This window comes from Bacillus sp. ABP14, from assembly GCF_001831375.1.
Taxonomy (GTDB): Bacteria; Bacillota; Bacilli; order Bacillales; family Bacillaceae_G; genus Bacillus_A; species Bacillus_A paranthracis.
Window position 1 is genome coordinate 1,587,651 of record NZ_CP017016.1, and the last position, 13,423, is coordinate 1,601,073.

General features: G+C 34.9%; 15 protein-coding genes and 1 pseudogene. All 16 read left to right on the plus strand.

Annotation, left to right across the window (positions count from 1 at the left end; genetic code table 11):
* Positions 1–188 precede the first annotated feature (188 nt).
* The 16 genes and pseudogenes from BGI23_RS08350 (at position 189) to BGI23_RS08425 (ending at position 13,167) form a co-directional block, all read left to right on the plus strand.
* Complete coding sequence (locus BGI23_RS08350; protein ID WP_048527154.1) at positions 189–1,052, plus strand: flagellar hook-associated protein 3; 864 nt, start codon at positions 189–191, stop codon at positions 1,050–1,052.
* 20 nt (positions 1,053–1,072) lie between these two features.
* Positions 1,073–2,452: a flagellar hook-associated protein 2 gene (locus BGI23_RS08355; protein WP_070805662.1), complete on the plus strand. Its 1,380-nt coding sequence runs from the start codon at positions 1,073–1,075 to the stop codon at positions 2,450–2,452.
* 22 nt (positions 2,453–2,474) lie between these two features.
* Positions 2,475–2,843 carry a flagellar export chaperone FliS gene (locus BGI23_RS08360; RefSeq protein WP_070805663.1) on the plus strand — a complete coding sequence of 123 codons (369 nt, stop codon included), beginning with the start codon at positions 2,475–2,477 and terminating at the stop codon, positions 2,841–2,843.
* The gene (locus tag BGI23_RS08365; RefSeq protein WP_001058076.1) at positions 2,833–3,105 is read left to right on the plus strand and encodes a hypothetical protein; all 273 of its coding nucleotides are present in this window, start codon (positions 2,833–2,835) and stop codon (positions 3,103–3,105) included. The genes BGI23_RS08360 and BGI23_RS08365 overlap by 11 nt, the downstream gene beginning before the upstream one ends.
* Before the next feature lie 316 nt (positions 3,106–3,421).
* Positions 3,422–3,879: pseudogene (flgB, locus tag BGI23_RS08370) on the plus strand (flagellar basal body rod protein FlgB).
* 20 nt (positions 3,880–3,899) lie between these two features.
* Complete coding sequence (gene flgC, locus BGI23_RS08375) at positions 3,900–4,313, plus strand: flagellar basal body rod protein FlgC (RefSeq protein ID WP_000484673.1); 414 nt, start codon at positions 3,900–3,902, stop codon at positions 4,311–4,313.
* Between the two features lie 16 nt (positions 4,314–4,329).
* On the plus strand, positions 4,330–4,629 hold the full coding sequence (fliE, locus tag BGI23_RS08380; RefSeq protein ID WP_070805665.1) for a flagellar hook-basal body complex protein FliE: 300 nt from the start codon (positions 4,330–4,332) through the stop codon (positions 4,627–4,629).
* Positions 4,630–4,651: 22 nt separating this feature from the next.
* Positions 4,652–6,226: a flagellar basal-body MS-ring/collar protein FliF gene (gene fliF, locus BGI23_RS08385; protein ID WP_070805666.1), complete on the plus strand. Its 1,575-nt coding sequence runs from the start codon at positions 4,652–4,654 to the stop codon at positions 6,224–6,226.
* Between the two features lie 13 nt (positions 6,227–6,239).
* Complete coding sequence (locus BGI23_RS08390) at positions 6,240–7,244, plus strand: flagellar motor switch protein FliG (RefSeq protein WP_000883362.1); 1,005 nt, start codon at positions 6,240–6,242, stop codon at positions 7,242–7,244.
* Complete coding sequence (locus BGI23_RS08395; protein ID WP_070805667.1) at positions 7,231–7,914, plus strand: FliH/SctL family protein; 684 nt, start codon at positions 7,231–7,233, stop codon at positions 7,912–7,914. Before BGI23_RS08390 ends, BGI23_RS08395 begins: the two co-directional genes overlap by 14 nt.
* Positions 7,911–9,215, plus strand: a complete 1,305-nt coding sequence (gene fliI / locus BGI23_RS08400) for a flagellar protein export ATPase FliI (RefSeq protein ID WP_001080946.1) — start codon at positions 7,911–7,913, stop codon at positions 9,213–9,215. The genes BGI23_RS08395 and fliI overlap by 4 nt, the downstream gene beginning before the upstream one ends.
* 116 nt (positions 9,216–9,331) lie before the next feature.
* Positions 9,332–9,742: a cytoplasmic protein gene (locus BGI23_RS08405; protein ID WP_070805668.1), complete on the plus strand. Its 411-nt coding sequence runs from the start codon at positions 9,332–9,334 to the stop codon at positions 9,740–9,742.
* A gap of 10 nt (positions 9,743–9,752) precedes the next feature.
* Positions 9,753–10,868 (plus strand): flagellar hook-length control protein FliK, encoded by a 1,116-nt coding sequence (locus tag BGI23_RS08410; protein ID WP_070807283.1) that lies wholly within the window; start codon positions 9,753–9,755, stop codon positions 10,866–10,868.
* A gap of 3 nt (positions 10,869–10,871) precedes the next feature.
* Complete coding sequence (locus BGI23_RS08415) at positions 10,872–11,444, plus strand: flagellar hook assembly protein FlgD (protein ID WP_070805669.1); 573 nt, start codon at positions 10,872–10,874, stop codon at positions 11,442–11,444.
* 21 nt (positions 11,445–11,465) lie between these two features.
* Positions 11,466–12,779 (plus strand): flagellar hook protein FlgE, encoded by a 1,314-nt coding sequence (gene flgE / locus BGI23_RS08420; RefSeq protein WP_070805670.1) that lies wholly within the window; start codon positions 11,466–11,468, stop codon positions 12,777–12,779.
* 49 nt (positions 12,780–12,828) lie between these two features.
* Complete coding sequence (locus tag BGI23_RS08425) at positions 12,829–13,167, plus strand: DUF3964 family protein (RefSeq protein WP_000213336.1); 339 nt, start codon at positions 12,829–12,831, stop codon at positions 13,165–13,167.
* Positions 13,168–13,423 lie beyond the last annotated feature (256 nt).

A 13,423-nucleotide genomic window follows, 5' to 3' on the forward strand; every position in this document is an offset into this window, starting at 1 on the left:
ACCCTTTTCTTTTATATTTGAAGAGAGAGCTAGCGGAGTGTAGAAGCGGTCAGTGCCTAATAGTGGACCTATTGGTGTGAAACCAGAGATACGGGGCGGTAGAGGGATAAGTTAGGTAAGGGGAGAGCCGGAAATAATTCTGGTTTCTTCTTCAAATTAATTTGAAATAGATAAAGGAGGATATAGAAATGAGAGTATCTACATTTCAAAATGCAAGCTGGGCAAAGAATCAGTTAATGGATTTGAATGTGCAACAACAATACCACCGAAATCAAGTAACTTCAGGGAAGAAAAACCTTCTTATGAGTGAAGATCCACTTGCGGCAAGTAAATCATTTGCGATTCAACATTCATTGGCGAATATTGAACAGATGCAGAAAGATATAGCTGATTCTAGAAACGTGTTAAGTCAAACAGAAAATACATTGCAAAGTATTGTGAAGTCTTTAACGAGAGTGGATCAATTAACGATACAAGCACTAAATGGGACGAATAGTGAAAAAGAATTGAAAGCAATTGGAGCGGAGTTAGACCAACTTGTAAAACAAGTGTTGTATCTAGCTAATACGAAAGAACAAGGGCGATACCTCTTTGGAGGAGACAGTGCAGAGAAACCGCCATTTACGGATGATGGTACATACCAAGGCGGAAATGAAGATGTAATGTGGAAATTGAATGATGGTTATGAAATTAAAGCATTTCGTAAAGGTGAGGATTTATTAGCTCCTGTAATTCAAACATTAGTAAAGATGAAAGATGCCATGCAAAGTGGTGATCAAAAAGCGTTGCAACCATTTTTAGAAGAAAATAAGAAAAACTTAGACAGTGTTATTAACCGTACGACAGAAGTGGGATCGACAATGAACACAATTGATACTTTTAAGACAATTTTAAGTGAGCAGAATTTAGCGCTTCAAGAAAATCGTAAAGAAATTGAAGATGTTGATTTAGCGGTAGCGATTTCTGATTTAGCTTATATAAACGCAACATATGAAGCTACTTTAAAAGCCGTTAGTACGATGAGTAAAACGAGTATTTTAGATTATATGTAAATAATAAGGAGTGAAACAACATGGCAGGAACGTTAACAGGTGTTGGTGGTAGACAACAGATTTGGAATCTTGGTAATAATATGATTGATACTTCAAAACTTGTAGAATTAGAATTGCAAACGTTGGAAATGAAGAAAACACCATATAATAATCAAAAACAGTTACTAACAACCGAACGAAATGTATATGCAAGTATGCAAAAAGAATTTGGTAGTTTTTTGCAAATTTTTAAAGATTTATATGCATTTAAAGGTAATGAAAAGAAAACAACTCTATCAAAAGAAGGTTATGTTACTGCACAGACCGATGCGTCGGCAATTGCGGGAACATACAATGTTACAGTTGAGAAAGTTGCAGAACGTCATCAAATTACAACAAGACCAGTGGATTTATCTGATCCTGATAACCCTAAAAATAAAATAGATTTAGAAGCAAAAATTGAAAAAGATGTTACGTTTGGAATTAATGGTAAAGAAATCACGCTATCTAAGGATATGACTTATAAAGATTTAGTAAATAAAATTAATAATGGGAACTATGGGGTGTCCGTATATTCACTAGGTGGACAGTTATTTTTTACATCTACTACGGCTGGAGAAAAAGGAGCAATAAATTTAGTAGATGGTAAAGAAGGTTTTTTAGAGGAAATTGGTTTAGTGAGCTCATCTATAGGTGCAGATAATAAAAAAACATTTACGGTCGCTCATGAAATAACGGCGGCTACAAATGCTGAATATACGATAAATGGTATTAAAGATTCGAGTACATCCAATAAAATTGATAAAATTCCAGGTTTAACAATAAATTTGGAAAAGAAAACTTCAGAACCTATTAAAATTACTGTTGAGGATTCCGATATTAAGGAATCAATTGATTTAATAAAAAAAATGAAAGGCGAATATAATAAAGCTGTCTCAAATTTAGATTTATTTGCCGGAGAAAATGGTGCTGTACAAGGAAGTAGCATTGCTTTTTCAATTAGTAATACAATGTCCAGTATATTTAGGTATTCACAAAACGGTAAATTTTTGTCTGATTTTGGAATTCAGGTGGAAAAAAACGGACAAATGACTCTGGATGAACAAAAATTAACACAAGCCTTTAAACAGGATCAAGAAACTGCAAAGCAATTTTTCTTTGGTTTTTCTGGTTTGGGTCATAATATGGAGAAGAAATTAGATGGGATTTTTGGAGATGAAGGAGTCATAGGAAAACGCTCTAAAAGTATCGAAAAGCAAGTGAAAGAATTAGATAGTAAAATGAGAGATATTGACAATATAAATAAAGAGAAGCAACAAACAATTATTGATAAATATTCTAAGTTGGAAAGCACATTAGCGGAGCTAGATAGTCAACTAAAAACAATTAAAGCAATGACAAGACAAAAAAGTGATGATTAATGAAAAATGAGGAAGTGATTGTATGCAAGCATGGCAACGTTATATGCAAAATGATATTATGACAAGCAATCCAATTAAAAATACAATTTTTATTTATGAGAGATGTATTGTGGAGTTTCGTAAATTAGAAGAGATTTTAAATGCCTTTAAACTACAAGAAGGGGATGATCTTCTTGAAAAGTTAGAACGTATTTTTGAAGAATTAAAGCTTCAATTAAACCCTGAAATTACAAAAGATTTATATGATAGTCTTTATGATTTGTATGATTGGATTAGTACTCAAATTCAAACGATGAAAGTAACGCGTGAAGCAAAAGATATTGATGCGATTGTAAAAGTATTACAAGATTTAATAGATGGTTACCGCGGAGCACTTGAAAATGAACAATGATATTTATCGGACATTTGTCGGCTGTTTTAATGAAATCGGTGAATTGCAAGTGTCAGATGAAGAGTTTGCTGAGAAGAGTGAAATGTTAAATCGCTGGATGATGACATTAGATGAGGAAACGCGTGCGCAAGTTGCAGCAGAAGTAAGTCCATTCATTATTAAGGCGGCACAGCATATTCGAGATAAGCAAAAGATTTTGGAAGAAATGATTATGACAAATGATGGGCGCATGAAAGCTAATTCATTTTACGGTAAATTTTAGTGGTAGAGTATAGAAACGGATTCCCCTTTTAAGAGGGGATCCATTCCTTTATTTAAATAAAGATTTCCGCTGATTGAGGTTTCATTTTATGACTGTAATGAAAAATAGTAGTAATCTAAATAATGTGAAAATGAACTTTAGTTTGTAAATCATATATTGAAATGTTTCATAGATTATTACGTATATACAGTTTTTTGTATTCTTTTTTATATTTTTTTATTTTTCTAAAGACAACAATGGAAAAATGGAATAAAATATGTAAGGGTACATGATTGTTAATATTTTAATAAACACATATAAGAAAATAAATAATGAAGTGAAACTTCCATCAGTGGATCATTAAGTAAAAAAGAAAGGGTGTGGAATATGCCAGATTTAGTGAGTGATGTAGGCCATTATATGAATTATTTAGTGACGAAACGAAATACTGTTTCTAGTAATATTGCAAATGCGAATACACCCGGCTATAAAGCGCAAGATGTAACATTTGCTGAGCAAATGAATAAAAGTAGTGCATTATATAAAAACAATGCTGCAGACTTAAAGAGCAATCCGGATTTATATCAAACGAATGAAATGCACTTACCGACAGTAAATATGAAAAATACATATGCAAAGATTCAAACAAAATCAATGCAAACGAATAAAGATGGAAATAGTGTGGATGTAACGACAGAAATGCTAGATTTAATGAAAGCAAACCAATTGTATGGGATCTCAATTAATGCAATTAATACACAATATGCAATTAACCAAGCAGCTCGCGGACGTTAATAGTAGAAGGAGAGACAACGATGTTTCAGGCAATTAATGCAAGTGGATCAGGGCTAACAACAGCGAGAAAATGGATGGAAGTTACTTCAAATAATATTGTAAATGCAAATACAACGGCGGCTCCGGGGGCAGATTTATATGAGCGTCGTAGTGTAGTGCTAGAATCAAACAATAGTTTTGCAAATATGTTAGATGGGTCTCCTACTAATGGGGTAAAAATAAAAAGTATTGAAGCAGATAAAACTGAAAACTTAGTGTATGACCCAACACATCCGCATGCAAATGAAGAAGGATATGTACGTTATCCAAATATTGATGTGACTGCTGAAATGACGAATGTAATGGTTGCCCAAAAAATGTACGAAGCGAATACAAGTGTATTAAATGCGAATAAAAAAATGCTTGATAAAGATTTAGAAATTGGCCGAGGATAAGGGGGAATATAGTAATATGAAAATCCAACCAATGTTAAATATGCAACCATTTGGAGCAATTCAGTCAATTGGTGCACCGAAAACTTCTCAAACATCAGTAGTTGAGGGGAAAAAGTTTATCGATTTATTGGAAGATATGAATCAAACGCAAAACAATGCGCAAACAGCGGTATATGATTTACTAACAAAAGGAGTAGGAGAAACACATGACGTTTTAATTCAGCAAAAGAAAGCTGAGTCTCAAATGAAAACGGCTGCTCTTGTACGTGATAATCTTATTGAAAATTATAAGTCACTAATTAATATGCAAATTTAGGAAAATGGACGGGTGTGTTTAAATGGAAAAGTTAAAAAATGTTTTCCAATCGTTAAAAACGTGGCATAAGTTAGTCATTGGTGCTGCGCTTTTAGCAATTGTAACAGGAGCACTTTTATACTTCACCTTGCCAGATAAATATGTTGTTGTATATCAAAATTTAAATGATGCAGATAAGCAAGAGATTACAGCAGAATTATCGAAGCTAGGTGTCGATTACCAATTAGCAGCCGATGGTTCGATTCGTGTGCAAAAGAATGATGCTCCATGGGTGCGAAAAGAAATGAATGGAATGGGCTTACCGTTTAACTCAAAAAGCGGTGAGGAAATTTTATTAGAAAGCTCGCTCGGTTCAAGTGAGCAAGATAAAAAAATGAAGCAAATTGTCGGTACGAAAAAGCAATTAGAACAAGATATTGTAAGGAACTTTGCAGCAGTAGAAACGGCAAATGTTCAAATTACATTACCTGAAAAAGAGACAATTTTTGATGAAGAAAAAGCAAAAGGAACAGCGGCGATTACGGTTGGTGTGAAGCGTGGCCAACTATTAACGGCTGATCAAGTTGCGGGTATACAGCAAATGATTAGTGCAGCAGTTCCTGGTGTGAAAGCAGAAGAAGTAAGTGTGATTGATAGTAAAAAAGGTGTCATCTCAAAAGGGGCAGATGAAGCACATTCTAGTAGTTCCTCTTCTTATGAGAAAGAAGTAGAGATGCAGCACCAAATTGAAGGTAAATTAAAGCAAGATATTGATGCAACGTTAATGACGATGTTCAAACCAAATGAATATAAAGTGAACACGAAAGTGTCTGTAAACTATGATGAAGTTACACGCCAGTCAGAAAAGTATGGTGATAAAGGTGTGCTTCGTAGTAAACAAGAGCAAGAAGAAAGCTCTACTGCACAAGAGGGAGCAGAGACGAAGCAAGGCGCTGGTATTACAGCGAACGGCGAAGTACCAAACTACGGTACGAACAATAATCAAAATGGTAAAATCGTCTACGATAATAAAAATGGTAACAAAATTGAAAACTATGAAATAGATAAAACAGTTGAAACAATTAAGAAACACCCAGAATTAACGAAAACAAATGTTGTAGTATGGGTAGACAACGATACGTTAGTAAAACGAAAAATAGATATGACTACTTTCAAAGAAGCGATCGGCACAGCTGCTGGGCTTCAAGTTGATCCGAATGGAAACTTTACAAACGGTCAAGTTAACGTTGTAACTGTTCAGTTTGATCAGCCAAAAGAAGAGAAGAAGAAAGAACCAGAAGAAAGTGGTATAAACTGGTGGTTATTCGGTGGAATTCCAGCTGGTTTATTAGCGATTGGTGGTCTAGTATGGTTCTTATTAGCAAGACGTAAGAGAAAGAAAGAAGAAGAGGAATATGAAGAATACTTAGCAGAAGAGGAAATTGCTGCAAGTAATGAAAGTATTATGGAAATTCCTGAAGAGAAAATAGTACCAGAGCCAAAACCAGAACCAGAAGAACCGAAAGAACCGACGTTAGATGAACAAGTGCAGGATGCTACGAAAGAACATGTAGAAGGAACTGCAAAAGTAATTAAAAAATGGTTAAATGGACAGTAAGGGAGGAACAACGATGTTAGATGAAATCTCCTCCAAAGAAAAAGCTGCCATCCTTATTCGTACATTAGAAGAAGGGGTGGCAGCAAAAGTCATTGAATATATGACGGCTGAGGAAAAAGAAGTATTACTTCGTGAAATCGCGAAGTTTCGTGTATATAAACCGGAAACGTTAGAAAATGTACTAGGCGAGTTCTTGTATGAATTAAATGTAAAAGAATTAAACCTAGTGACTCCAGATAAAGAGTATATTCGTCGCATATTTAAAAATATGCCAGAAGACGAACTAGAAAAATTATTAGAAGATCTTTGGTATAACAAAGATAATCCGTTTGAATTTTTAAATTCACTTACAGATTTAGAACCACTTCTTACTGTACTTAATGATGAATCGCCACAAACGATTGCGATTATCGCTTCTTATATTAAACCGCAGCTTGCTTCTCAATTAATTGAGAGATTACCAGATCATAAGCGAGTAGAAACGGTAATGGGGATTGCGAAGCTAGAGCAAGTAGATGGTGAATTAATAAATCAAATTGGGGATTTATTAAAATCAAAATTAAATAATATGGCGTTTAATGCAATTAATAAAACAGATGGTTTGAAAACAATAGTAAACATTTTAAATAACGTTTCACGAGGTGTTGAAAAAACAGTCTTTCAAAAGCTGGATGAAATGGATTATGAGTTATCTGAGAGAATTAAAGAAAACATGTTTGTATTTGAAGACTTACTCGGACTTGAAGATCTCGCACTTCGTCGTGTGTTAGAGGAAATTACAGATAATGGTGTTATTGCGAAAGCACTTAAAATTGCAAAAGAAGAAATTAAAGAGAAATTATTTACATGTATGTCTTCAAACCGTAAAGAGATGATTCTAGAAGAATTAGATGGCTTAGGACCGCTTAAGATGACGGATGCTGAAAAGGCACAGCAAACGATTACAGGCACAGTGAAAAAGCTAGAGAAGGAAGGAAGAATTATCGTTCAAAGAGGTGAAGATGATGTCCTTATTTAAAAACAGAATTCCGAAGAATTCTGTTTCTTTTTCTGAAGAAACGTATGAATTACAATTTCCAAAACCGATACCAGTTCAAGTAGAAGAAATACAGGTGGACCATGAAGAGCTTCTTGCACAACAACAATCATTACATACTGAACTGAATCAACTAAGGCAAGAGCAGCAAATGTTAGAACGAGAGCGTCAGCAGTTATTGCATGATCAAGAACAATTTCAAATGCATGTTCAGCAGCAGATGAAAGAGATAGAATCGGCACGTCAGCAGTTTCAAAAAGAACAACAAGAAACAGCGTACGAATGGACGGAATTATTATGGGATCAATCTTTTCAACTAGCAGAAAAAATTGTAAATCAAGCAGTAGATTCGCGCTTACTTGATGTGTTACCAATTTTAACTGGCATCGTTCAAACATTGCCTACTTCGTTTGAAAAACTAGTTATTACTGTACATCCAGAAACATTTGAACGTATTCAAGAAGAGAAGGAAAATACGAAAGAGTATTGGTTACTACAATTAGTAGAATGGAAATATGATTTCTCCTTACAGTTCGGTGAATTTGTTCTAGAAGAAGAGAAAGAGTTTTTTGAATTTAAGTTTGCACCTATATTTGCGAAACTTCGCCAGAAATGGGAAGAAGAGAAGTTATTTGAGGAGCAAAATGTATGAATCGACTATTAATGAATGAAAACCAAAAATGGAATACGTTTATTGAAACGCCGTTTTATACGAAAGTCGGTAAAGTTCATAGTGTACAAGAACAGTTTTTCGTAGCGAAAGGGCCAAAGGCGAAAATTGGAGATGTTTGTTTCGTTGGAGAACATAATGTTTTATGTGAAGTGATTGCGATTGAAAAAGAGAACAACATGTTACTCCCGTTTGAACAGACAGAAAAAGTATGTTACGGAGATTCCGTTACATTAATTGCAGAAGATGTTGTTATACCTCGTGGCAATCATTTACTCGGAAAAGTGTTAAGTGCAAATGGCGAAGTACTAAATGAGGATGCAGAGAATATTCCACTGCAAAAAATAAAACTAGATGCCCCGCCTATTCATGCATTTGAACGTGAAGAAATTACCGATGTATTTGAAACGGGAATCAAATCTATTGATTCCATGTTAACAATTGGCATCGGTCAAAAAATTGGTATCTTTGCAGGTTCTGGTGTTGGTAAATCTACTTTACTCGGAATGATTGCGAAAAACGCAAAAGCAGACATTAATGTTATTAGTTTAGTAGGAGAACGTGGCCGAGAAGTAAAAGACTTTATTCGAAAAGAATTAGGTGAAGAAGGAATGCGAAAAAGCGTCGTTGTTGTAGCGACGTCAGATGAAAGTCACCTAATGCAACTTCGTGCAGCGAAGCTTGCGACATCTATTGCTGAATATTTCCGTGATCAAGGTAATAACGTACTACTTATGATGGACTCTGTTACTCGTTTTGCTGACGCGCGTAGAAGTGTTGATATTGCTGTTAAAGAGTTGCCGATTGGTGGTAAAACACTCTTAATGGAAAGTTATATGAAGAAGCTATTAGAGCGCTCTGGGAAAACACAAAAGGGATCCATAACAGGTATTTATACCGTACTCGTTGATGGGGATGATTTAAACGGACCTGTACCAGATTTAGCACGTGGTATTTTAGATGGACATATTGTATTAAAGCGTGAACTTGCAACGCTCAGTCATTACCCTGCTATTTCAGTGCTAGATTCAGTAAGTAGGATTATGGAAGAAATCGTGTCGCCAAATCACTGGCAACTTGCAAATGAAATGAGAAAAATCTTATCTGTTTATAAAGAAAATGAATTGTATTTTAAATTAGGGACGATTCAAGAAAATGCAGAAAATGCTTATATTTTTGAATGTAAAAACAAAGTAGAAGGTATAAATACGTTTTTAAAACAAGGTCGATCAGATCGTTTCCAATTTGATGATATTGTTGAAGCGATGCACCATATCGTATAAGACCTCTGCTCAAGAGGTCTTATTTTTTTGTTTTTTAATATTTCACAGATTTTTTTGGAAAAAAACTATATAATAGAAAAAGAGAGCGTTATAATAGGAAGGGGCTATAAAAACAGGTGGATAAGCAGCAGTATGACACGATAAAATTGCAAATAAATCAAGAAAAAGAACAGATTTTGAAAGAAGTGTATGAATTAGCAGCTGAAAAAAGAAAAATAGAACAAAAAAAAGAATATGATTTATATGTAGTAAAATCGCGTAGTAAAGTCGTACAAACTGGGCAGCATATAATGGCTGGTATGCTTTCCTCACATACGTTTTCACCTGAAAGAATAGAAGAATGGAATCGAAAAATAAAAAAAACAGAAGGTTTTATTCAAAAAAATGAAAGCCTTTTAGAGCAAGTAAAAGAAAAAGAACGTGTCATTGATGAGATGTATCAAGAAGATTGTAAGAAGCTTGCAAAAGTACGAGAAAAGCAGGAAGAAAAAATGCTTCTTGATTTGAAAATGTGTATGAATGGATGAGGTGAATGTAGTGATACAGTCTGTATTACCGGTGCAACAAAGTTTACCTCCGCAAAAAGAAAAAGGGCTAGAAGTACAATCAAAAAGTGAAGATTCTTCATTCGATCGTACGATGAGAATGGAAAATAAAAAGCAGCCGAAAACGGAGAAAATGAAACGAGAAGAAGCACCAAAAGAAGAAAAAAAAGAATATATTCTTTCTAAACAATCAGTAACGAAAGAAGAGCCAATTGTAAAGAAAGAAGAAAAAAAAGAGACAGAACAGTTGTTGTTAGCTGTATCTGAGCAAATGGTTGCAATTGAGCAATTACGTGTGCAGCCAGAATTGTTATATCAATACATACAAAAAATACAAGAGCTATATAAGGAATATGGAAATATAAAACTTAACGAATTACCTGCAGCTGAATTACAACAATTACAAGAACTTCTTTCCAATATGAATATCAAAAATGCTATATGTTTAGAAGATACAATGCAAATGGTATTAGATAAAGTGACGATGCCCGAGCAGACGATGCAAGTATTGAAAGTAGTAGAAACAGAAACTTGTAATATCGCAAAGAAACAAGAAGAGTCCAAAGACTTAGAGGTAGATCTTTCGAAAGCCGAGGATGATGATGTAAAGATAGAGTTGCCGGAAGGTGATGTGTTAAATGATTCGAGTTCAACGGGTGCGGAGTTACTAAATAAAGCAAAGGGTACCGATCAAATAGGAAAATCAAATAGTAGCGCTGAGAAAGTTACGTTACCTGACTTAGGAAAGAAAATGGAAGCGCAAGTAGAAGCGTTGCAAAAATTTGTAGTGAAACAAGAGCGTGTTTTGTTTCAGTTAAATCCAGAAAAACTTGGTACATTAACAGTGTTTATGAAAAAACATGGAGATCAAATTGATGTTCACGTAGAAATGGAAAAACACGATGCGAAAAAACGGGTTGAAATCATTTTTGATGAATTGAGATTGAAGTTAAAAGAAAAAGAAATCAACATTCAAATTAGCTATTCAGATAAAGATGAAAATCGAAAAGAACAGCGAGAACAAGAGCAAAGACAAAAACAAAAATTAGCAAGTACGAAACATGAAAAACAACATGCAAAAGAATTTGCGGGATTATTGGAGGAATAAAGTGTGCCAACAGTTGGATTAAATACAACGAGTACAAATCATATTCCGTTACAAGTAGGAGCACAAACAAAAAACGCATCTGTTACTGGTGCACAGTCGACAGCTCAACAAGCAAACGGAGTATCAGCAAGTACTCAAAAAACACCCGGTATTATGGATAAAGATGATTTTCTGAAACTTTTCTTAGCAAGCTTTCAACATCAAGACCCGTTTAATGCGATGGATATGAACCAAATGATGAACCAAACAGCACAACTATCGCTTATGGAGCAAGTACAGAATATGACAAAAGCAGTAGATAAACTGCAATCAACGATGTATTCGACGGCTCTTGATGGAGGGATGAAGTTTTTAGGAAAGTACGTTAGAGGTGTAAGCAATAATGGAAAGCAAGTGACTGGTCAAGTGGAAACAGTTCGACTTGCGGAAAATAACGATGTGCAACTTATTGTTGATAATCAAGTTGTCTCACTTCGTTTCATAGAAAGGGTTTCTGATAAACCGATAACAGAAACTAATCCGGAAGATGAGAAGAAAGATGATATAGAAAAAAATGAAGAGGTTAAGCCAGATTAATAAAAGGAGTGTACAAAGGTTATGATTAAAGCGTTATATACAAGTATTACAGGGATGAATGCAGCACAAAATGCATTAAGTGTTACTTCAAATAATATTGCAAATGCACAAACAGTTGGATATAAAAAGCAAAAAGCTATTTTTGATGATTTGCTATATAATAATACGGTTGGTTCACGTGGTGATGGTGCCTATGCTGGTACGAATCCAAAGAGTATTGGTAACGGTGTAAAGTTCAGTGGGACATCTACAGATTTTAGTGATGGTTCTATTACTTTAACTAGTGATAAGATGGAGACAGCGATAGAAGGAAACGGTTTATTTTTAGTTGGTGATCGTAACGGTGGAAATGTAGAGTATACGAGAAAAGGGTCTTTCGGTGTATCGAAAGATAACTATGTTACAACTACAGGTGGACAGTATGTGCTAGGTTATGGTGTGAAAACAGGAACACAAGAAATAGATTTCTCTTCACGACCAAGCCCAATTCATATTCCGATGGGATCAGCTGTTGGTGGGATTCAAACAGATAAAGCGACAATAGGTGGAAACCTTCCTAGAAACCAAAATGCATTAGCTCACGAATTCACAGTTTTTGATGCGGAAGGAAACTCGTTAACGTTACGTGTAAATATTAAGCAAAAGACTACAAAAGAGAATGTAGATGGTAAAGAAGTTGAAAAGCCAGTGCCAGGCGAATATACATATACAGTTTCTGTAAGGAATGATTCTAAAAACGAAAAAGAATTTAAGCCTGTCCAAGGCATGACGGGCGAAAAAAATCTTAAATTTGATACATTAGGAAATTTAAAGGAGACAGATGAGGTTGTACAAAAAGATCCAGTAACTGGAGAAATTACTAAAGGTGGATCTGTTCAAATTCCTTTTGGTAATGGTCTAACACTTGATTTAAGCGGATTAACAAATTATCCGACAGGGAAAACTATTTCTACAACAGAAGTAACGGGGCGCCCAGCTGCAATTGCAAATGACTACTCTATTTCTGACGGTGGTTTCGTTATGATGAAATATTCAGATGGTAGTATGAAAGTTGTAGGACAACTAGCTGTAGCTACATTCCCGAATTCAGGTGGATTAATGAAAACAGGGAATGGAAATTACGTTGCGACACCATCAGCGGGTATTCCAGGAATAGGTGTTGCTGGTGAGAATGGTGCAGGTAATGTACGAGGGTCAGCAAAAGAAAGTTCAAACGTAGATTTATCTGTAGAATTTGTTGATTTAATGCTTTATCAACGTGGATTCCAAGGAAATGCGAAAGTAATTAAAGTGTCAGATGAAGTATTAAATGAAGTTGTAAACTTAATTCGATAATATATCATAAAGTAAAATTGTAATGTAGTAGAAAGGGTTTTTTATTCGTATGACGACAAGACAAGAGCGAATTTTACAATTGCCTTTTTTCGAAAATAAACGTGAACTTGCTGAGCAAGTGTTAAAAATGGAACGAGAAGAGCATATATATTTACCTGATCAATTTGAAATTAAGCAAGTACCTCCATATTCATTTGGCGAAAAGCAATCAATCATTGGCCGTATTCATGAGTTTTATTTCGTAAGTGTTGGTAGCGAAGGAGAATGGAAGTATCAACTGTTTAAGGATGAGATGAAGTGCCGTGAGTTTTTTATTACACTATCAGGGATAACGGATCAGCAGATTGCATTTTGGTTCAATAACATCGAGTTGTTGAAAAGCTCTTAAAAAGACCTTAAAGGCCCTTTTTGGGTTTTGAGAGAGGACCCGGCGATATATGGTAGCGGTTAGTGCCTAATAGATTCTCGACCGGTGTTTAAAAGCCCAGAGATATGTAGAGTTACTAGGGTAATATGAGGAGATTTAATCGAAGTATAGATAACAGACATGATTTGCACGTAGTTGTAAGAGTATAGATATGAGAGCTACTGGGATGGTTGGGATGAGATAATCATTTCATAGTAGACCAGTGCCCTCTGGATAG

Coding starts and splice junctions, on each gene's coding strand:
- BGI23_RS08350 (WP_048527154.1), top strand. CDS start 189: ATGAGAGTATCTACATTTCAAAATGCAAGCTGGGCAAAGAATCAGTTA.
- BGI23_RS08355 (WP_070805662.1), top strand. CDS start 1,073: ATGGCAGGAACGTTAACAGGTGTTGGTGGTAGACAACAGATTTGGAAT.
- BGI23_RS08360 (WP_070805663.1), top strand. CDS start 2,475: ATGCAAGCATGGCAACGTTATATGCAAAATGATATTATGACAAGCAAT.
- BGI23_RS08365 (WP_001058076.1), top strand. CDS start 2,833: ATGAACAATGATATTTATCGGACATTTGTCGGCTGTTTTAATGAAATC.
- flgC (WP_000484673.1), top strand. CDS start 3,900: ATGTTTCAGGCAATTAATGCAAGTGGATCAGGGCTAACAACAGCGAGA.
- fliE (WP_070805665.1), top strand. CDS start 4,330: ATGAAAATCCAACCAATGTTAAATATGCAACCATTTGGAGCAATTCAG.
- fliF (WP_070805666.1), top strand. CDS start 4,652: ATGGAAAAGTTAAAAAATGTTTTCCAATCGTTAAAAACGTGGCATAAG.
- BGI23_RS08390 (WP_000883362.1), top strand. CDS start 6,240: ATGTTAGATGAAATCTCCTCCAAAGAAAAAGCTGCCATCCTTATTCGT.
- BGI23_RS08395 (WP_070805667.1), top strand. CDS start 7,231: ATGTCCTTATTTAAAAACAGAATTCCGAAGAATTCTGTTTCTTTTTCT.
- fliI (WP_001080946.1), top strand. CDS start 7,911: ATGAATCGACTATTAATGAATGAAAACCAAAAATGGAATACGTTTATT.
- flgE (WP_070805670.1), top strand. CDS start 11,466: ATGATTAAAGCGTTATATACAAGTATTACAGGGATGAATGCAGCACAA.
- BGI23_RS08425 (WP_000213336.1), top strand. CDS start 12,829: ATGACGACAAGACAAGAGCGAATTTTACAATTGCCTTTTTTCGAAAAT.